The 19,383-nt window shown below is 57.5% G+C and carries 20 protein-coding genes; all 20 read left to right on the top strand.

Annotation, left to right across the window (positions count from 1 at the left end):
• Nucleotides 1–10 precede the first annotated feature (10 nt).
• Complete coding sequence (locus ACP3TC_RS12945) at nucleotides 11–397, top strand: hypothetical protein (protein WP_313856941.1); 387 nt, start codon at nucleotides 11–13, stop codon at nucleotides 395–397.
• 142 nt (nucleotides 398–539) lie between these two features.
• Complete coding sequence (locus tag ACP3TC_RS12940; RefSeq protein ID WP_426816597.1) at nucleotides 540–1,268, top strand: beta-ketoacyl synthase chain length factor; 729 nt, start codon at nucleotides 540–542, stop codon at nucleotides 1,266–1,268.
• Nucleotides 1,261–2,091, top strand: a complete 831-nt coding sequence (locus ACP3TC_RS12935; protein WP_313856944.1) for a lysophospholipid acyltransferase family protein — start codon at nucleotides 1,261–1,263, stop codon at nucleotides 2,089–2,091. Before ACP3TC_RS12940 ends, ACP3TC_RS12935 begins: the two co-directional genes overlap by 8 nt.
• A complete protein-coding gene (locus ACP3TC_RS12930) occupies nucleotides 2,066–2,326 on the top strand; it encodes a phosphopantetheine-binding protein (RefSeq protein ID WP_313856945.1) in 261 nt (86 codons plus the stop codon). Before ACP3TC_RS12935 ends, ACP3TC_RS12930 begins: the two co-directional genes overlap by 26 nt.
• A 31-nt stretch (nucleotides 2,327–2,357) precedes the next feature.
• Entirely contained in the window at nucleotides 2,358–2,606 is a 249-nt protein-coding gene (locus ACP3TC_RS12925) for an acyl carrier protein (RefSeq protein WP_313856946.1), read from the top strand.
• Between the two features lie 15 nt (nucleotides 2,607–2,621).
• Complete coding sequence (locus ACP3TC_RS12920) at nucleotides 2,622–3,185, top strand: hypothetical protein (RefSeq protein ID WP_426816596.1); 564 nt, start codon at nucleotides 2,622–2,624, stop codon at nucleotides 3,183–3,185.
• Nucleotides 3,185–4,531, top strand: coding sequence for an AMP-binding protein (locus ACP3TC_RS12915; protein ID WP_426816595.1), 1,347 nt, complete (start codon nucleotides 3,185–3,187; stop codon nucleotides 4,529–4,531). Before ACP3TC_RS12920 ends, ACP3TC_RS12915 begins: the two co-directional genes overlap by 1 nt.
• Nucleotides 4,518–4,865 carry a 3-hydroxyacyl-ACP dehydratase FabZ family protein gene (locus ACP3TC_RS12910; RefSeq protein ID WP_426816594.1) on the top strand — a complete coding sequence of 116 codons (348 nt, stop codon included), beginning with the start codon at nucleotides 4,518–4,520 and terminating at the stop codon, nucleotides 4,863–4,865. Before ACP3TC_RS12915 ends, ACP3TC_RS12910 begins: the two co-directional genes overlap by 14 nt.
• Nucleotides 4,859–6,556, top strand: coding sequence for a glycosyltransferase family 2 protein (locus ACP3TC_RS12905; RefSeq protein WP_426816593.1), 1,698 nt, complete (start codon nucleotides 4,859–4,861; stop codon nucleotides 6,554–6,556). The genes ACP3TC_RS12910 and ACP3TC_RS12905 overlap by 7 nt, the downstream gene beginning before the upstream one ends.
• A gap of 2 nt (nucleotides 6,557–6,558) precedes the next feature.
• Nucleotides 6,559–6,981: an acyl-CoA thioesterase gene (locus ACP3TC_RS12900; RefSeq protein ID WP_313856952.1), complete on the top strand. Its 423-nt coding sequence runs from the start codon at nucleotides 6,559–6,561 to the stop codon at nucleotides 6,979–6,981.
• Nucleotides 6,978–7,583, top strand: a complete 606-nt coding sequence (locus tag ACP3TC_RS12895) for an outer membrane lipoprotein carrier protein LolA (protein ID WP_313856953.1) — start codon at nucleotides 6,978–6,980, stop codon at nucleotides 7,581–7,583. Before ACP3TC_RS12900 ends, ACP3TC_RS12895 begins: the two co-directional genes overlap by 4 nt.
• Nucleotides 7,558–9,876, top strand: coding sequence for an MMPL family transporter (locus ACP3TC_RS12890; RefSeq protein ID WP_426816592.1), 2,319 nt, complete (start codon nucleotides 7,558–7,560; stop codon nucleotides 9,874–9,876). The genes ACP3TC_RS12895 and ACP3TC_RS12890 overlap by 26 nt, the downstream gene beginning before the upstream one ends.
• Nucleotides 9,873–10,442: a DUF3261 domain-containing protein gene (locus ACP3TC_RS12885; protein WP_313856955.1), complete on the top strand. Its 570-nt coding sequence runs from the start codon at nucleotides 9,873–9,875 to the stop codon at nucleotides 10,440–10,442. Before ACP3TC_RS12890 ends, ACP3TC_RS12885 begins: the two co-directional genes overlap by 4 nt.
• The gene (locus ACP3TC_RS12880; protein WP_426816591.1) at nucleotides 10,439–11,611 is read left to right on the top strand and encodes a beta-ketoacyl-[acyl-carrier-protein] synthase family protein; all 1,173 of its coding nucleotides are present in this window, start codon (nucleotides 10,439–10,441) and stop codon (nucleotides 11,609–11,611) included. Before ACP3TC_RS12885 ends, ACP3TC_RS12880 begins: the two co-directional genes overlap by 4 nt.
• Nucleotides 11,589–12,065, top strand: coding sequence for a 3-hydroxy-fatty acyl-ACP dehydratase (locus ACP3TC_RS12875; RefSeq protein WP_426816590.1), 477 nt, complete (start codon nucleotides 11,589–11,591; stop codon nucleotides 12,063–12,065). The genes ACP3TC_RS12880 and ACP3TC_RS12875 overlap by 23 nt, the downstream gene beginning before the upstream one ends.
• Complete coding sequence (locus ACP3TC_RS12870) at nucleotides 12,062–12,793, top strand: 3-ketoacyl-ACP reductase FabG2 (RefSeq protein WP_426816589.1); 732 nt, start codon at nucleotides 12,062–12,064, stop codon at nucleotides 12,791–12,793. Before ACP3TC_RS12875 ends, ACP3TC_RS12870 begins: the two co-directional genes overlap by 4 nt.
• Nucleotides 12,793–14,019, top strand: a complete 1,227-nt coding sequence (locus ACP3TC_RS12865; RefSeq protein ID WP_313857673.1) for a beta-ketoacyl-ACP synthase — start codon at nucleotides 12,793–12,795, stop codon at nucleotides 14,017–14,019. The genes ACP3TC_RS12870 and ACP3TC_RS12865 overlap by 1 nt, the downstream gene beginning before the upstream one ends.
• Before the next feature lie 153 nt (nucleotides 14,020–14,172).
• Nucleotides 14,173–15,066, top strand: coding sequence for a Fe(3+)-hydroxamate ABC transporter substrate-binding protein FhuD (fhuD, locus tag ACP3TC_RS12860; RefSeq protein ID WP_313856961.1), 894 nt, complete (start codon nucleotides 14,173–14,175; stop codon nucleotides 15,064–15,066).
• Complete coding sequence (gene fhuB / locus ACP3TC_RS12855; protein WP_426816588.1) at nucleotides 15,063–17,003, top strand: Fe(3+)-hydroxamate ABC transporter permease FhuB; 1,941 nt, start codon at nucleotides 15,063–15,065, stop codon at nucleotides 17,001–17,003. The genes fhuD and fhuB overlap by 4 nt, the downstream gene beginning before the upstream one ends.
• 140 nt (nucleotides 17,004–17,143) lie before the next feature.
• Entirely contained in the window at nucleotides 17,144–19,336 is a 2,193-nt protein-coding gene (locus tag ACP3TC_RS12850; protein WP_426816587.1) for a TonB-dependent receptor, read from the top strand.
• Nucleotides 19,337–19,383: the final 47 nt, after the last annotated feature.

Genomic DNA, 19,383 nt, shown 5'->3' with positions numbered 1-19,383 from the left:
AAGGGATATTATGAAAATTCATCACCTGCTGGCGATGGCGTTCGCCATTGCAACACTGACCGCCTGTTCACGCACTGCGCCAGTATTGAATGTTCAGCATCCGGTTAATGCAAAAGTCAGCCAGGATCAGGTCAGAACGGCGATTCTGGAGGCCGGAATGGCGCGGAAATGGGTGATGACGCCGGTGGCCCCCGGGGTAATTAACGGACATCTTGCGCAGCGCGGTCACAGTGCGGATATTCGCATTGATTACACTGCAACTCGTTACAATATCAATTATGTAGGTTCACATAATTTGATGGCCAGCGGCGGCATGATCCATCGAAATTACAATCGCTGGGTAAATAACCTCGATGAAGATATACAGCTGCGACTCTCCGCTCAGGCGCTGAAATAAACGTAATATCGCGATTAAATTCTGTCATTGCTCATTTTGATTAAAGTGCTGGCAAATACGGCGAATTCCGATCGTATTTGTTGCCTGCTGGCGTCATGCTGAGGCTTGCGGCAATCAACGACGTCTGAAGAAGAATAATGGTATGAATCTGCATTTTAATCTCATCGACTGGCAAGCCAGTGCGCCTGGCCTGTCTGAGTCAGCTGACTGGCAGCAGTGGGCACAGCACGAGGCGATTATTGACGCCGCATTGCCGCTGGCAAAGTGTCGCCAGCTGCCAATGATGACAGCGCGCCGTCTGAGCAGCGGCAGCCGTCTCGCCGTCGATTGTGGTCTGGCGCTGATGCAGCGCCAGCAGGTTGATGCCATTGTCTTTACCAGCCGCCACGGCGAGCTGGAGCGCAACTTACGCATTCTGACTGCTCTGGCGGATCAGCAAAGCCCCTCGCCAACCGATTTTGCTATGTCGGTGCACAATGCGGCGGTTGGCAGCCTGACGATTGCCGCCAGCGCGCCGCGGGTTGCCACCTCGCTGGCTGCCGGAGTGGACTCATTCCAGCAGGGGATGGTAGAAGTGGCGGCGCTGCACGGTGCGGGCTACCAGCAGGTGCTGCTGGTCGATTTTGATGGCAGCGTGCCGCAATGCTATCAGCGGTGGTTAGCCGCCGATGCGCCGCGCTGGCCGTATGCTGTTGCGTTGCTGCTGGCAACCGGCAAGCAGCTTAGCTGCACGACGGCGGTCGCGGATGAGCCGGCTGACAGCGACTGGCCGCAAAGTTTGCAGTTTCTCCATGCGCGGCTGGCGTCACAGCGTCAGTTTACCCTGCGTGGTGCGCAGCTAAACTGGTGCTGGGAGTGCGATAATGTCTGATTCGGTGCTCAGTCTGGGCGGTGCTTCACGCCTTAACTACGGTTGGCGGCTGCTGATGACCGCCTGCAGTTTTACGCTGTTCAGCATCGGTGGTCTGCTTTTGTCGCTGGTAGGGTTTAATCTGCTGCTGCTTATTCAGCGCGACCGGCATCGCCGTCGCCAGCTGGCACGGAAAAGCATCTCATTTAGTTTTCGCTGCTTTTTGCGTTTTTGTCGGGCGGCGGGCGTCTTCGACTATCAGATTGAAGGTGCCGAAAAGTTACAAGCCGATCGCGGCTGCCTGGTGGTGGCGAACCACCCTTCATTAATCGATTACGTCCTGATCGCCTCGGTCATGCCGGATGTCGACTGCCTGGTAAAGGCTGAACTGCAACATAATATTTTCTTTCGCGGCGTGATTCGCGCGGCGGATTATTTGATAAACAGCCAGGCAGAAACGCTGTTGCCAGAGAGCCGCCAGCGTTTGCAGCGCGGTGACACACTGCTGATTTTTCCTGAAGGCACCCGCACCCGCTACGGCGAGCCATTAAAACTTCAGCGCGGCGCGGCAAATATTGCGGTGCGCTGCGGCTGTGAATTGCGCATTGTGCATATCACCTGCACGCAACGCATGCTGGATAAACAGAGTCGCTGGTATCAGATTCCGGCGGTAAAACCGCTGTTTACTGTCAGCGTGAAACAGCACATCGACAGTCAACACTTTATGGCGCAAAACGACGCAGCACAGCCGCTGGCCGCTCGTCGTCTGACCCGTCATTTGCAGCAAGTATTAACACCAGAACACGTGGAACCACGGCATGAACCCATTAAACCTCGAAATTAAACAGATGATTATCGATACGCTGAATCTTGAAGATATCAGCAGCGATGAGATTGACAGTGACGCGCCGCTGTTTGGTGACGGACTGGGTCTCGACTCTATCGATGCACTCGAATTAGGTCTGGCGGTAAAAAATCGCTACGGCGTGGTGTTATCTGCCGAAAGTGAAGCGATGCGACAGCATTTTTATTCCGTCGCCTCACTGGCAGCCTTTATCACTGCACAACGCAGCGCGTAGTGCGCCAGATACTTTACGATACGAGTGACCTATGAATAAGCAAGAAATCTATCAGGAAGTAAGCGGGCTGCTGGTAACCCTGTTTGAAGTGGATGCGGATGATATCCAGCCGGAGTCGCGTCTGTACGAAGACCTGGAGCTGGACAGCATTGATGCCGTCGATATGGTGGTGCATCTGCAAAAGCGCATTGGCCGTAAGATTAAGCCAGAAACGTTTAAAACGGTGCGTACCGTACAGGATGTGGTCGACGCGGTCGATCAGCTTATCCGCGAAGGCTAATCAATAACCCACTCAATGATGCCATTACTGATGCGTATCCTGCCGTGGCTGATTACGCTTGCCTGGCCGTTTCTGGTCTGGCTGGCGGTGAGCCGCCCACAACTGCACTGGCTGATACCGCTACTGGCACTGCTGTTTTTACTGCGCTGGCGGGGAATTCGCGGCAGCAGCGGGGCGTTTTCGCGCGCCGGACAACTGCTGGCGCTGGCCGGCGCGGCTTTATGCCTCGCCAGTTTTCTGCTGCGCAGCCATCAGCTGCTGCTGTGGTACCCGGTGGCGGTGAGCCTGGTGATGCTGCTGCTGTTTGGCGGATCGCTGTTCAGCAGCATGCCGCTGGTTGAGCGGCTGGCACGGCTGCGTGAGCCTCAACTTTCGCCAGCAGCGGTGCGCTGGACGCGCCGGGTGACGCAAATCTGGTGTCTGTTTTTTGTCTTTAACGGCAGTGTTGCCATTGCCACCTGTCTGGCGGGGAATCTGCACTGGTGGACGCTATGGAATGGCATGATCAGCTATCTGCTGATGGGAGTGTTAATGGCGAGTGAATGGCTGCTGCGTCAGCGCATCCGAGGTCATGCCTGATGACCGTGACTGCACTGGCGCTCAGCGACTGGCTTAGCCCGTCGCGTCCTGATGCTCTTGTCTGCTGGCATCAGCGGCAACCGCTGATGCTGCAACGTCTGCGTCAGCAGGTGCAACAGTTGTGCGGCGTGCTGCTGGCGCGGCCGGAGCCGCGCTGGGCGCTCTGTTTTGACGACAGCTGGCAGTTTACCGTTGGCTTACTGGCAGCGCTGCATGCGGGTAAAACTCCGGTGATTCCCGGCCACTGCCGACCCTCATTATTGCAGGAACAAGCCAGCGCTTTCGATGCCGTGCTGACGGACTGTGTGTTGCCGCCGTTCTGCCCGCAGTTAACCCTTGATGCAGCAGCACACACCTGCTGCGAGCCGTTACCGGCTATCGCGCCGGATGCACAGTTGGTGCTGTTTACCTCCGGCTCGACCGGTCAGCCGCGACAGGTGACTAAACCGCTGGCCTGTCTTGATACTGAAATACAGTGGCTGGCTGCGCTGTGGGGCGAGCGTTTGCAGGATTGTTGCGTGGTGGCATCGGTCAGCCATCAACATCTGTATGGCCTGACGTTTCGCATTATGCTGCCGATGGCGCTTGGCCTGCCGTTTGTCAGTTCTCAGCTGTTGTATAGCGAGCAGCTGAGCGCGCTGCCGGTCGATGGTCCGCTGGCTTTTATCAGCAGCCCGGCCTTTTTACGCCGCCTTGATTTCTCCCTGACGCCACCCGGTTGTCGCCTGATCGTTTCTGCGGGCGGGGTACTGAGCGATGAAACGGCAGCAGCCGTCGCCACCCGTTGGCAGCTGGCGGTCGACGAGATATACGGCAGCAGCGAAACCGGCGTGCTGGCATGGCGTTCACGCACTGATACCCACCCGCTGTGGCAGCCGTTTGACGGTGTTAAATTTAGCCGCCATGGGCAGCAGCGCTGGCTTGTCCGATCGCCGCTGATTGCCGAAAACGATGGACTGCTGCTGGACGATAAACTGGAATTTGCTGTATCTGGCGGTTTCCAGCTGTGCGGGCGTCACGACCGGGTGGTGAAAATTGAAGATAAACGCGTTTCACTGAGTGAAATCGAACGACGTCTGTTGGCGATCGCGGGTATCGCCGATGCGGTGGCACTGCCGATCAGCCGCTATGGCCGTCGGGCGATTGGCGTGGTGCTGGTGCTGCATAACGAGCAGGATAGCGACCGGCTGGCGCAGTTAAAGCCACAGTGGAAGCGGGAGTTGCAGCGCTGGCTGGAGCCGGTAGCAATGCCCCGTTTCTGGCGGGTGGTCAGGCTGATCCCGCATAACAGTCAGAGCAAACGTGCCTGGCCGCAAATAGAGGAGCTGTTTAATGTTGCCAGTTGAACTCTCACGGTGCCAACAACTGACGCAGCTGGCGTTGTTGCTGCGTATTGATGCCGACCTTTTCTGGTTCCGCGGACATTTTCCGCAGCAGCCGCTGTTGCCGGGTGTGGCACAGCTGGACTGGGTACTGCACTACGGCATCGGCTGTCTGGCTGTCGGTCAACAGTTCTCGTCAGTGGAAAATATTAAATTTCAGCAGCCGGTGCTGCCCGGCAGCCTGCTGGAGCTGAACCTGGAGTGGGATGAGTTGAAAAAACAGCTCAGCTTTAGCTATTACCTGATTCGTAACGGCGATCGGTCGGTAGCCAGCAGCGGGAAGATTCGCCTGTGTTAAACGCTGAATTTAAGCCCTGTGTGGTGATCCCTTGCTATAACCACGGCGCGACAATGGCGGCGGTGCTGGCACGTCTGGCACCGTTTAATTTACCGCTGCTGATTGTCGACGATGGCAGTGATAAAACCACGCAAGCGCTGCTGGAAACGCTGGTTTGTGACGGTGTCACGCTGTTGCGGCTGGAAAAAAACAGCGGTAAAGGCGCGGCGGTAAAATATGGCCTCGAAGCGGCTGCAGCACAGGGCTACAGCCATGCTTTGCAGGTTGATGCTGATGGTCAGCATCAGATTGAAGACTGCCCGAAGCTGCTGGCTGAAGCGGCAGCCTGGCCTGAGTCACTGATCTCCGGTCAGCCAGTCTATGATGATTCGGTTCCCAAATCACGCCTGTACGGACGCTATGCGACTCACGTCTGGGTGTGGATCGAAACCCTTTCTCTGTCGCTGAAAGACAGCATGTGCGGTTTTCGCGTCTATCCGCTGGCGGCAACGCTTAAGCTGATGCGGCAGCGCAGCATTGGCAAACGGATGGATTTCGACAGCGAAATTATGGTGCGGCTCTATTGGGCCGGCACCCCCAGCCGCTTTATCCGCACCCGGGTCACTTACCCGCAGAACGGCCTGTCGCACTTCGATGCGCTGCACGATAACCTGCGGATTTCATGGATGCATACCCGCTTGTTTTTCGGCATGTTACCGCGCATTCCTTCACTGCTGGCGCGAAAACGCCGTCAGCAGCACTGGTCCGGCGTCAGCGAGCGCAAGGGGCTGCACGGCATGCGCGTGATGCTGGCGATCTACCGCCGGTTTGGCCGACGGGTATTTACGCTATTTCTCTGGCCGGTAATAGCCGTCTACTGGCTGACCGGGCGTAGCCAGCGGCAGGCATCACAGCAGTGGTTAGCTCAGATTGCCGGTTATGCCCGCCGACAGCAGGTGTCGTTACCGACGCCGCTCGGCAGCTACTTTCATTTCCTGCGCTTTGGCGAAGCGATGCTGGATAAAATTGCCAGCTGGCGCGGCGATCTGCGCTGGGGTAAAGATATTGATTTTGCCCCAGGCGCCGAGGCGGCGATCGCTGATGCGCGCCAGGGGGGAAAGCTGATTCTTGCTTCTCACCTCGGTGATATTGAAGCCTGCCGCGCAATGGCGCAGCAGGTCAGTGGGCTGGTGATTAATGCGCTGGTGTTTACCGATAACGCGCCGCGTTTTCGTCAGGTGCAGGAAGAGATTGCACCACTGTCTGGGGTGAATCTGATTCCGGTCAGCGATATCGGCCCGGAAACGGCCATTATGCTGCAAGAGAAACTCGATGCCGGTGAATGGGTGGCGATCGTCGGCGATCGTACAGCGATAAACCGCCAACGCGGTGGCTCACGTCGGGTGGTATGGAGTGAGTTTCTCGGCCGTCCGGCACCGTTTCCGCAAGGGCCATTTATTCTTGCCGCCGCGTTACGCTGTCCGGTTTTGCTGATGTTTGCCCTAAAACAACGCGGCAAGCTGCGTATTTACTGCGAGTCTTTTGCCGATCCGCTGTTATTACCGCGCGCCGAACGTCAGCAGGCGTTACAGCAGGTGGTGGATCGCTATGCCGAACGGCTGGCGCATCATGCGCTGATCTCGCCGCTCGACTGGTTTAATTTTTTCGATTTCTGGACGCTGCCAGACACGCAGCCGGAGAATAAGGAGTGAGCGTGATTAACGATCCACGATTTTCCATCGAGCTGGAAATGACCGTGCCGTTCCACGATGTGGATGCGATGGGCGTGGTGTGGCACGGCAACTATTTCCGTTATTTTGAAGTCGCGCGTGAGGCGCTGCTGGCGAAATTTAACTATGGCTACCGCCAGATGGAGGCTTCCGGCTATGTCTGGCCGGTGGTCGATACGCGGGTGAAATATCGCGGCACGCTGAGTTTTGAGCAGCGTATTCGGGTGCAGGCGACGATAGAGGAATTTGAAAATCGCCTGCGCATCGCTTATCAAATTTTCGATAGTGTCAGCGGCAAACGCACCACCAGCGGCTACACCATTCAGGTGGCGGTGAGCATTGAATCGAAAGAGATCAGCTTTGTCTCGCCAGCGATACTGTTTGAGCGCCTGGGAGTGACACCATGATAAAGCTATTACTGACCGCACTGATGCTGTTCAGTCTGAGTGCTCAGGCGGTAACGCTGGATGAACTGCAACAGCGCTTTGCCAGCCAGCCGGTGGTGCGCGCCGATTTTACCCAGCAGCGCCAGATTAAAGGGATGGCTCAGCCACTGAAATCCAGCGGTGAACTGCTGATTGCCCAGGATAAAGGGTTGTGGTGGCAGCAGGCAAAGCCGTTTCCGTTAACGCTGGTGCTGGATGAAAAACGCATGGTGCAGGTGATGAACGGCCAGCCGCCGCAGATTATCACCGCCGACAGCAATCCACAGATGTTTCAGTTTAACCACTTGCTGCGGGCGCTGTTTCAGGCCGACCGCACGGTACTGGAGCAGAATTTCGCCATCGATTTTCGTCCTCTGGCGGGCGACAGCTGGCGCATCGTGCTGACGCCAACCAGCACTCCGCTGGATAAGCTGTTCAATACCATCACTTTGCAGGGAAAAAACCAGCTGGATGCCATTGAACTCAATGATAAGCAGGGCGATGTGACTGAGATCCGCTTCACCAATCAGCGGCTGACGCCACGGACGTTAAGCGCAGATGAAAAACAACGCTTTGTTTTCTAAGCGACTGCGCTTCGCCGCCTTCAGCTGGATCGCCGTCTGCCTGCTGCTGATCGCCACTTTAGCGCTGTTGCTGCCGCGCGCCACGATTAACAGTAGCGTGCTGGCGTTATTACCCAAGCAGGCGATGGGCGTCATTCCGGACGATTTACAGCAGGGGTTTATGCAGCGGCTCGATCGGCAAATGGTCTGGCTGATTAGCCCTGGCGAGCAGGGTAGTGCGGCGGTGGCAGAAGCGTTTATGCATGCATTGCAGGCGATGCCGACGTTGAAAAATGTCAAAGGGCCGATAGATGCGCAACAGCAACAGCGGTGGGGGCAGTTTGCCTGGCAACATCGTAATGCGCTGATTGATGCTGCCACTCGCCAGCGGCTGGCCGACGGCGGCAGCGCGCAGGCAGACTGGATTCTGGCGCAGCTCTATTCGGCCTTTGCCGGTGTCAGTGGTCAGGAGCTGGCTAACGATCCGTTGCTGCTGGTGCGCGGCGCTCAACTGGCAATGCAGCAGAACGCCAGCCAGCTGGCGCTGCGCGATGGCTGGCTGGTGGCGCGCGATAAACAGGGACGCCAGTGGTATTTTATCCACGGTGAACTGGCAAGCCATTCGTTTGATATGCAGCAGAGTCACGCGGTGGTGCAGCAGTTACAGTCACTGGCTTCGCGGCTGCAACAACAATATCCCGACACCCAACTGCTGACGCGCGGCACGGTGCTGTACAGCGATTTCGCCAGCCAGCAGGCGCGCCATGATGTCTCGACGCTGGGTGTGGCGACGGTGATTGGGGTGCTGCTGCTGATCTTTACGCTGTTTCGTTCACCGCGCCCGCTGCTGCTATGCGCACTGTCAGTGTCGATAGGCGCGCTGGCGGGTACGACCATTACGCTGCTGTGTTTTGGCGAGCTGCACCTGATGACGCTGGTGATGAGCATCAGTATTGTCGGCATCTCGGCGGATTATACTCTCTATTATCTTACCGAGCGCATGGTGCACGGTGCCGATGTCAGCGCGCAGCAGAGTTTACGCAAAGTGATGCCCGCGCTGCTGCTGGCGCTGGCGACCGCTGCAATCGCCTATCTGATTATGTTGTTAGCGCCGTTTCCCGGACTGCGTCAGCTGGCGGTCTTTGCTGCCAGTGGTTTAACCGCGTCCTGCCTGACGGTGATCTGCTGGTATCCGTGGCTGGTACGCGGTTTGCCGGTGCGTCCGGTGCCGGCGATGTTGTTAATGGCGCGCTGGCTGGCGGCCTGGCGGCGTCAGCGCTGGCTGAAGCTCGGGCTACCGCTGCTGGTGGCGCTGGTTTCTCTTTCGGGCCTGGCGATACTGAAGGTGGATGACGATATTTCACAGTTGCAGGCGCTGCCGCCGCAGCTGTTGCAGCAGGATGCGCAACTGACGCAGCTGACCGGGCAGCGTGCCGACCAGACCTGGTTTATGGTCTGGGGCGACAGCGCGGAACAGACGCTGCAACGGCTGGAAGCGCTGGCTCCCCAGCTGCAACTCGCGCAGCAGCAGCACTGGCTGACCTCATGGCGTCAGCCGCCGCTGGCCTCGCAGGCGCAGCAGCAACGTGATTTAGCGCTGCTGAAACAGGCGACACCGACGGTGATGGCGCAGCTCCGACAGGCGGGCATTGAGATGGCTCAGCCCGATCTGCGTGCGATGCCGGTGACGCCGGAAACCTGGCTGCAAAGCCCCAATAGTGAAGGCTGGCGACTCTTGTGGCTGAGCCTGCCGAATGGCCGCAGTGGCGCACTGGTGCCGGTCAGCGGCGTGCATAACAGTGCGCAACTGGCAGAGCTGGCGCAGGCGCTGCCCGGTGTGGCATGGATCGATCGCAAAAGCACTTTTGACCAGCTGTTCAGTTTTTATCGCGTAATGCTGAGCTGGCTGTTACTGGCGGCGCTGGCGGTTATCGCCATCAGTTACATGCTGCGGCTCGGCGTCCGTCGCGGGCTGGTCAGCGTATTGCCGTCGGTGTTATCGCTCGGCGGCGGGCTGGCAGGGCTGGCGTTCAGCGGCCATTCGCTGAATCTGTTTTCACTGCTGGCGCTGGTGCTGGTGTTGGGGATTGGTATTAATTACACGCTGTTTTTCAGTAATCCGCGTGGGACACCGATCACCTCGCTGCTGGCGGTATCGCTGGCGATGACCACCACCTTACTGACGCTGGGAATGCTGGTGTTCAGCCAGACGCAGGCCATCAGCAGTTTTGGTATTGTGCTGTGCAGCGGTATTTTCACCGCCTTTTTGCTGGCTCCGCTGGCGTTACCTGAATCCAGAAGGAAAAGACGATGACATCCTGGTGGAAGGCGATAGCGATCGCTTTATTGCTTAGCGGCTGCGTCAGTCACAGTGATCCGACGCGCCCGCAGGCGTGGCTCAAGCCTGGAGTGCAGGTGACGCTGCCCGCACCAGGCATTGAGCCACCGTTTAGCCAGCAGCAGTTATTAACCGGTAGCTTTAAAGGCAAACAGCAGTCACTGATGGTGATGCTGAGTGCCGACCAGCAGCAGCTGACGCTTATCGGGCTGTCGACGCTGGGGATCCGTTTGTTCCGCGTCAGCTACGACAGCCAGGGCATCAAAACTGAACAGTCGATAGCGCTGCCGGAAATGCCGCCAGCCAGCCAGGTGCTGGCGGATATTATGCTGAGCCACTGGCCACTGGCGGTGTGGCAGTCACAGCTGCCCGCGGGCTGGACGCTGCGTGATAGCGGCGACCGCCGCCAGCTGCGTGATGCTGACGGCAAGCTGATTACCGAGATTCGTTATCTGATGCGTGGTGAACAGCGTCAGCCGGTTAGCGTGCAACAATTTGCTTTTGGTTATCAGATCTTTATTCAACAACTGGATGCCTCATGATCTATTTTTCCGCCGTCGGCATGCTGAACGCACTGGGGCATTCGCTGGATGATATCGCCGCTAATCTGGTGCGGGGGGATGCGCCAGGTCTGCGGCCTTCCAACGACTGGCTGACCGGCGGGCGTCACTGCTGGATTGGCCATGTTGATGCTGAACTGCCGCAGTTACCGGCCGAACTGGCTCGGCATAACAGCCGCAATAACCGCCTGTTGCTGGCGGCGCTGGCGCAGATTCGCCGCGAGGTTGATGACGCCATTGCCCGTTTTGGTCGCGGGCGAGTGGCGGTGATCTTAGCCACCAGCACTGCCGGAGTGGATGAAGCTGACCGCTTTATCAGCGGCGCTGATGAGGGCTATCACTATGCCCAACAGGAGCTGGGCGATCCGTCGCGCTTTCTGGCCAGCCTGCTCGGCCTTAGCGGCCCGGCTTATACCCTGTCGACTGCCTGTTCATCAAGCGCACGCGCCATTATTAGCGGCCAGCGTCTGATTGAAGCCGGTCTGGCCGATGTGGCGATTGTCGGCGGAGCCGACACCCTGAGCCGCATGCCGGTTAATGGTTTCGACAGTCTGGAGTCGCTGTCAGCTGCGCGTTGCGCACCGTTCAGTGCACAGCGCGACGGGATCTCGATTGGCGAAGGCGCGGCGCTGATGCTGTTAACGCGCGAGCCGCAGGCGGTAGCCTTACTCGGTGTGGGTGAGTCGTCCGACGCGTATCATATGTCGGCTCCCCATCCGCAGGGCGAAGGGGCAAAGCGGGCCATTGTGATGGCGCTGGAGCAGGCCGGGATACAGCCGCGCGATCTCGGCTATATCAACCTGCATGGCACTGCCACCCGCCTCAACGATCGGGTGGAAGCGCAGGTGATCCATGACATCTTTGCCGGGCAGGTGCCGTGCAGTTCAACCAAGCATCTGACCGGACATACCCTTGGGGCCGCCGGAGTGTGCGAAGCCGCGCTGTGCTGGCTGCTGTTGACGCGTGATTTGCCGCTGCCCGCGCAGGATTTTTCAATGGGTGAGATCGATAGCAGCCTGCCGCGCTGCGGATTACTCTCTGCCCCACAGGCGCTGGAAAAGCCGCTGATACTGTCTAATTCATTTGCCTTTGGCGGCAATAATGCCTGCCTGATTTTAGGAGTGCCCGATGGCCGCATTGCTGAGTGCTGAACACTATTTACCGCATGCCACACCAATGGTGTTGCTGGAGCAGGTAGTGGCGGTGAGCGATGAAACTGCCCACTGCCGGGTGCGCGTCAGCGGTGATGGCGTGCTGGCACCGTTTCTCAATGCCGACGGGCAGCTGCCGGCGTGGTTTGGCATCGAGATTATCGCGCAAACCATCGGCGTATGGTCGGGCTGGCATGCCCGTCAGCGTGGTGATAATGAACTGCGGCCCGGAATGCTGCTCGGTGGGCGTGGCTATCGTTGTAGCCAGCCGGTATTTCCAGCCGACGGGTTGCTGGATGTGAAGGTCACGCTACTGATGCACGATGAAAAAATTGCCAGCTTTGAAGGTGAAATCATGGTTAACGGCGAACCCTGTGCCAGTGGCAGGCTGAATACTTACCAGCCAGATGACAAGGAATTGATTCAACTTATGCAACAGGACAGCAACTCATGACTCGCTCAATATTAGTCACCGGTGCCAGTAAAGGAATTGGCCGCGCCATTGCGCTGCGGCTGGCGGCCGACGGATTTACCCTTATCGTCCATTACCACAGTGACCGGGCTGGCGCAGATCGGACCGTGGCGCAAATTGCAGCGGCCGGTGGCTCAGCGCGGGTGCTGGGATTTGATATTGCCGACCGTCAACAGTGTCGCGAACGGCTGGAGCAGGATATTGAGCAGCACGGCGCCTATTACGGCGTGGTCAGTAACGCCGGTATCACCCGCGATGGTGCCTTTCCGGCGCTGAGCGAGCAGGACTGGGACGGCGTGATTCATACGAATCTCGACAGCTTCTATAACGTGATTCATCCATGTGTGATGCCGATGATTGGTCTGCGGCAGGGGGGGCGGATTATTACCCTGTCGTCGGTCTCGGGTATCATGGGCAACCGCGGCCAGGTTAACTACAGCGCGGCCAAAGCCGGGATTATTGGTGCCAGCAAAGCGCTGGCGATTGAGCTGGCGAAACGCAAAATTACCGTTAACTGCATCGCGCCAGGGCTGATTGATACCGGCATGATTCAGATGGAACAGGCGGCGATCGACGAAGCGCTGAAAATGATCCCGATGAAGCGGATGGGCGCGGCGGATGAAGTCGCCGGACTGGCGAGTTATCTGATGTCGGATATCGCCGGCTATGTTACCCGTCAGGTGATTTCGGTTAACGGAGGCATGCTGTGATGCGGCGGGTCGTGGTCACCGGGATGGGAGGCGTCACGGCGTTCGGTGAGAACTGGCAAGATGTCGCTGCGGGCTTACGCGCCGGGCAGAACGCGGTGCGCAAGATGCCGGAGTGGCAGGTTTATCAGGGGCTGCATACGATGCTGGGCGCGCCAGTCGACAATTTCAGCGTGCCGGAACACTACACGCGCAAGCGCATTCGCTCGATGGGGCGGGTCTCACTGATGGCAACACGTGCCAGTGAACTGGCGCTGGAGCAGGCAAACCTGATTGGCCATCCGGTATTGACCCACGGCGAAACCGGAATAGCTTATGGCTCCTCCACCGGCAGTACTGGCCCGGTAAGTGAGTTCGCCACTATGCTGACCGAGAAACACACCAATAATATTACCGGTACTACCTATGTTCAGATGATGCCGCATACCACCGCCGTCAATGCCGGGCTATTTTTTGGCTTACGCGGCCGGGTAATTCCGACATCCAGCGCCTGTACTTCCGGCAGCCAGGCCATTGGCTATGCGTGGGAAGCGATTCGTCACGGTTACCAGACGGTGATGGTGGCAGGCGGTGCCGAAGAGCTTTGTCCGTCGGAAGCGGCGGTATTTGATACCCTGTTTGCCACCAGCCAGCGTAATGACGCGCCTAAAAGCACCCCGTCACCGTTTGATGTTAAGCGTGATGGGCTGGTGATTGGTGAGGGTGCTGGCAGTTTGGTTCTGGAAGAGCTGGAGCATGCTTTAGCGCGCGGGGCCACCATCTATGCTGAGCTGGTCGGTTTCCATACCAATTGCGATGCGGCGCACATTACTCAGCCGCAGCGCGAAACCATGCAAATCTGCATCGAAGGAGCATTGCGCAGCGCCGGGCTGCGGGCGCAGGATATTGGCTATATTAATGCTCACGGGACGGCCACCGACCGTGGCGATGTGGCGGAAAGTCTGGCGACTGCGGCGGTATTTGGTCGCGACACGCCGATCTCTTCGTTGAAGAGTTACTTTGGTCATACGCTCGGCGCTTGCGGCGCGCTGGAAGCCTGGATGAGCATTGAGATGATGCGCGAAGGCTGGTTTGCGCCGACGCTGAATCTCACTCAGCCTGCGGATGATTGCGGTGAACTGGATTACATAACCGGCAGCGTGCGCCAGATTGATACTGACTATGTTCAGTCGAACAACTTTGCGTTCGGCGGCATTAATACGTCACTGATTTTCCGCCGCTGGAACTAATGCGCGGTACGTCGCTCAGAGCGGGAGCCGGAAACGGCTCCTGACATTGTTGGTGTCGTCCCGGCCGAATGGCAAAAACAGTGCCATTGGCATCCCTCCGCACGTTATTGCATACTGTGCCACCCAAATCAGAATAATAATCATTAAGTTTCCATGACTATTACGGTTAATGCGCCCAATCGGCGCCAGTTTCTTAAGCTGATGGCGCTGTCGCCGCTGCTCTTTTCCTCACTTAGCCAGGCAGAAAAGTTCGATCTGACGCGCATTATCGTGCTGGAGTGGCGGCCGGTTGAGCTGCTGATGGCGCTGGGTATCGCGCCAATGGCGATTGCTGATATTCCTAATTATCGACGCTGGCTGGCAGAGCCGGCGCTGCCTGATGGCGTACTGGATGTCGGATTGCGTACCGAACCCAATCTCGAAATGATGCAGCGGCTGAAACCTTCACTGATCGTTCGCTCCAACGGCTACGGACCGACAGCAGAGGCGCTGCACTCCATCGCACCGGTATGGGGCGGCGACTTTACCGACGGTAAATCAATGCCGCTGACCCTGATGCGCCGTGACCTGATTGCGCTCGGCGCACTGCTTGACCATCAGCAGCAGGCCGCAGCGCATCTGCAATGGATGGATAACCGCTTTCTGCAACATCGCCAGCGTCTCAGTGCTTACGCCAGCGAGCCGCTGTTAATCTTCTCTTTTCTCGACAGCCGTCGGGTGATGGTTTTCGGTAATAACAGTCTGTTCGCTGACGCGATGAATCAGATGGGTTTAAAAAATGGCTGGCAGGGTGGCAGCAGCTATTGGGGCAGTACCATTGTCGGTATTGAAGCGCTGGCGCAGGTGAAAAATGTGCGAGCGGTTGGCCTGATTCATGGCGACAACGATCCGGTACAGCAAATAGCCCACTCCGCACTGTGGCGCAGCATTCCGTTTGTACGCGAAGAAAAGTTGCATTTAATTCCGGCGGTATGGTTTTACGGAGCCGGTTTTTCGGCCATGCGTTTCTGCCAACTGCTTGAGAACGCGCTGCTGGAGAATGCATGAAAATCCTGATTTTTCCGCTGATATTATTGATGGCGCTGCTGCTGACTTTTAGTAACTTTCACAGCCAGCTGGCGCTGCCGCTGTGGCGTCAGGCGTTTTTCACCCCAGATGAGCTTGATATCAGTCAGATGCTGTTTCACTACAGCATGCTACCGCGCACCCTGTTATCGCTGCTGGTCGGTGCCGGGCTGGGGCTGGCCGGTGCGTTATTTCAGCAGATTTTACGTAATCCGCTGGCAGAACCTTCAACGCTTGGCGTCTCTGCGGGAGCGCAATTAGGTCTGACCCTGGCGACGCTGTATGCGGCCAGCTGGGGCGAGACCGGTCAGCAACTGGCGACGCTGGCAGGCGCTATCGTCATCGGCCTGTTGGTGATGCTGGTGGCCAGCGGCAAGCGGATGTCGCCGGTAACGCTGATTCTCGCCGGGCTGATGCTCGGCATGTACTGTGGCGCAGTGAAAAGCTTACTGGCGCTGTTTAACCACGACCGCTTGCAGAATCTGTTTATCTGGAGCAGCGGCATGCTGAATCAGAACGACTGGAGTCAGGTTAATTTCCTCTGGCCGCGCATGTTGCTGGCGATACTGCTGGTGGTGCTGATGATCAGGCCGCTGAATTTGCTGGGGCTGGAAGATGGCGTGGTGCGCAATCTCGGGATGCGGCTGGCGCTGGTGCGATTTTCCGGCCTGATGCTGGCGGTAATACTGAGTGCGATGCTGGTTAGCGTTGCCGGGATGATAGGTTTTATCGGCCTGTTTGCGCCAGTGATTGCGCGATTGTTTGGTGCCCGACGGCTGCCCGCACGACTGGCGCTGTCGGCGTTGACCGGTGCCGTGCTGCTGTTAATCAGCGATCAGGCGGTAATGCTGCTGGCGCGGGTATGGATCGAGATTCCGACCGGTGCGGCAACGGCGCTGGTTGGCGCACCGGTGATGCTGTGGCTGCTGACGCGCCTGCGGCACCAGCAGGTTTCCGGCGAACACCGACATTCATCGCACAAGGAGAGGGCGCTGACGCCTGCGCTGCTGGCGGCAGTTTTTCTGTTGCTGGTGATGATGGTAATGCTGGCGTTGTTCAGTGGTGATGCGCTGAGCCGCTGGGTGGACAGCCAGGCGGTATGGCAATTCCGCTGGCCGCGTGTGGTCGCTGCGCTGGCGGCTGGCGCAATGCTGGCGGCCGCCGGCACCTTAATTCAGCGCATGACCGGGAATGCGATGGCCAGCCCGGAGGTATTGGGTGTCAGTGCCGGTGCCGCCTGCGCCATGGTATTGCTGATGTTTTTTGTGCCGGGTAATAACGTCATCTGGCAGTTTCCCGCCGGGTGTCTTGGGGCGGCGCTGACGCTGATGGTGATTCTACTGCTGGCGCAACGCGGTGGCTTGTCCCCGACGCGGATGTTGCTGACCGGGGTGGCGTTGAGTACCGTCTACGGCACTCTTTTGACGCTGTTCCTCGTCAGTGGCGATCCGCGCATCAGTTCGGTATTAAGCTGGCTGTCCGGCTCGACCTACCGGGTTACCGCCAGTCAGGCCAGCTGGACCGCTGCACTGGCGCTGCTGTTACTGCTGCTGACGCCGCTATTATCGCGCTGGTTAACGATTTTACCGTTAGGCAGTTTTACCGCTCAGGCAATCGGCATACCGCTGAAGCGCTCAAGGATGCTGATCCTGCTACTGGCTTCAGCATTGATTGCGGCTGCAACCCTGTGCGTCGGGCCATTAAGCTTTGTCGGTTTAATGGCTCCGCATCTGGCACGAATGGCTGGTTTTCGCCGGGCAATGCCACAGTTACTGGTGGCAATAGTCGCGGGAGCGGGCTTGATGCTGCTGGCTGATGGCGTAGGTCGGATAATAATCTTTCCGTATCAGATACCTGCAGGATTGCTGGCGACCTTCATCGGCGCGCCCTGGTTTATCTGGTTGTTACGTCGTGCCTGACATGGAGTTAATGGATTGTAAAGGCCGGTAAAAGTTCCCGGGCATGAGTGTAATTTGTGCTTGCAATTGTAAGGTCGCTAAGGATAATCCCAATCGGAATAATAACGATTATCACTTCTTTTGCCATTAGGGAAATAACCATGCACAGCTCATTGTATACTGCCGGGCGATTCAACCGTACGTTGCTGGCAGTATTCATCAGCGCGGCCACCTTGCCGGCAGTTGCGGCGACACAGCCTGACGACAGTAATAACACCGAACAGACCATGACGGTGGTTGCCACTCCGGAGAGTACTTTCAATCCCGGTGGTGATGAATTAGTCCCGGCTTATCTGGATGGTCAGATTGCTAACGGTGGCCGTATGGGGATGCTCGGTCAGCAAAACGCCATGGATGTACCGTTTAACGTTATCGGTTTCACCTCCAAAATGATCGAAGATCAGCAGGCGAAAACCATTGCTGACGTGGTGCGCAATGACGCTACCGTCCAGACCGTGCAGGGTTACGGCAACTTTGGCGAAAGCTATCGCATTCGTGGTTTTCAGCTGGACGGCGATGATATGACCTTAGGCGGTCTGGCAGGCATTATGCCGCGTCAGGTTATCTCCGCCAGCATGGTCGATCGCGTTGAGGTGTTTAAAGGTGCCAATGCACTGATGAACGGCGCTGCTGCCACCGGCGTCGGCGGTATGATTAACCTTGAGCCAAAACATGCTGACGATCTGCCGCTGACGCGTCTTGGCCTCGATTACACGTCGTCTTCTCAGATTGGAACCTCGCTGGATGCTGGCCGTCGTTTTGGTGATGACAACCAGTTCGGTGCGCGGGTCAACCTGGTACAGCGCGAAGGCGATACCGCAGTACATGGCGAAAAACGCCGTACCACGGTAGCTTCCGTCGGGCTGGACTACCGCAGCGATCGCCTGCGCTCATCACTGGATATGGGTTATCAGAAACAGACGTTTCATGGCGGCCGTATCGGCGTTAACGTCAGCGGCGTTGATTTTATCCCTAAACCGCCTTCAGCGACCCATAATACCAGTCAGAAATGGGTCTACAGCGATCTGGAAAGCGAGTTTGCCATGCTGCGCGGCGAATTTGATATGACCGATAACTGGACGCTGTATGGCGGCGTCGGCACCCAGCACTCGCACGAGAGTGGTGCTTATGGCTCACCAACGCTAACCAGTGCTGACGGTTCTGCCACCATGGGCCGTATGGATGTCACCAATATCAATGATTCCTACAGCGGCATGTTTGGTGTTCGCGGTAAATTTGATACCGGCTTTGTCAGCCATAACGTTAACCTCGGTTACTCTGCCACCAGCCAGCGCCATAAAGCGGCTTACGATATGGCGCTGACGGGGGTGCCGACCAATATTTATAATACGCCGGCCATCACTTCACCGACGCTGAATTTCGCTGGTGGCGATCTGGATGATCCAGGCATGCGCGGCCGTACCCGCACCCAGGGGATTTTACTGACCGATACCCTTGGCGTGCTGGATGATAAAGTGCAGTTAACCCTCGGCACCCGTCATCAAAAAGTGATCACGCGCGAATACAATTACGGCACCGCGACTGAGAACACTGATGCGCGCTTCGGCGAGAGTCGCTGGACGCCGGCAGTGGGCGTGATGGTCAAACCGTGGGAGCATGTTTCCCTGTATGCCAACCATATTGAATCACTGCAGCCGGGTTCTGCTGCACCGCGCGGTGCGGTTAACTACGGTAGTACCACCGATGTGATTCACTCTAAGCAGAATGAAGTCGGCGTGAAGTTTGATTATCAGCGCTTCGGTGGCTCACTGGCGCTGTATGAAATCAAGTTACCTTCCGCGGTGCTTAATGCCAATAATGCCTATGTTCTGGATGGTGAACAGCGTAACCGTGGCCTTGAACTGAACCTGTTTGGTGAGCCGGTACTGGGCCTGCGGATTAACGGCAGCGCCAGCTGGATTGATGCAACGCAGACCCAAACCGCCAGCGGCACCAACGATGGCAAGAAAGCGGTGGGTGTACCGAGCTACAATATGGTGCTGGGTGCGGAATATGATATCAAGCCAGTAGAGGGGCTGACCGCGATTGCACTGGTAAACCATAACGGTGCGCAGTATGCCAACAGCGGCAATACTAAAAAGCTCGACAGCTACACCACGCTGGATTTGGGCGTGCGCTACAGCATGAAAGTGCAGCAGAACGACCTGGTATGGCGCGTTGGTGTCGATAACGTTACCAACGAAAACTACTGGGCAAGCGTAGACAACAGCGGGACTTACATCTATCAGGGTGAACCACGTACCCTGAAAGTCTCCATGAGTTACGACTTCTGATAATCGGTGCGGCGTGGTAAGCCGCAGGCAGACGACAAAAGCGGGTG

Source organism: Winslowiella sp. 2C04 (genome assembly GCF_050037805.1).
Classification (GTDB): domain Bacteria; phylum Pseudomonadota; class Gammaproteobacteria; order Enterobacterales; family Enterobacteriaceae; genus Erwinia; species Erwinia toletana_A.
The sequence above is the reverse complement of the archived record's forward strand: the minus strand, read 5'-3'. Positions and strand labels throughout refer to the sequence as shown.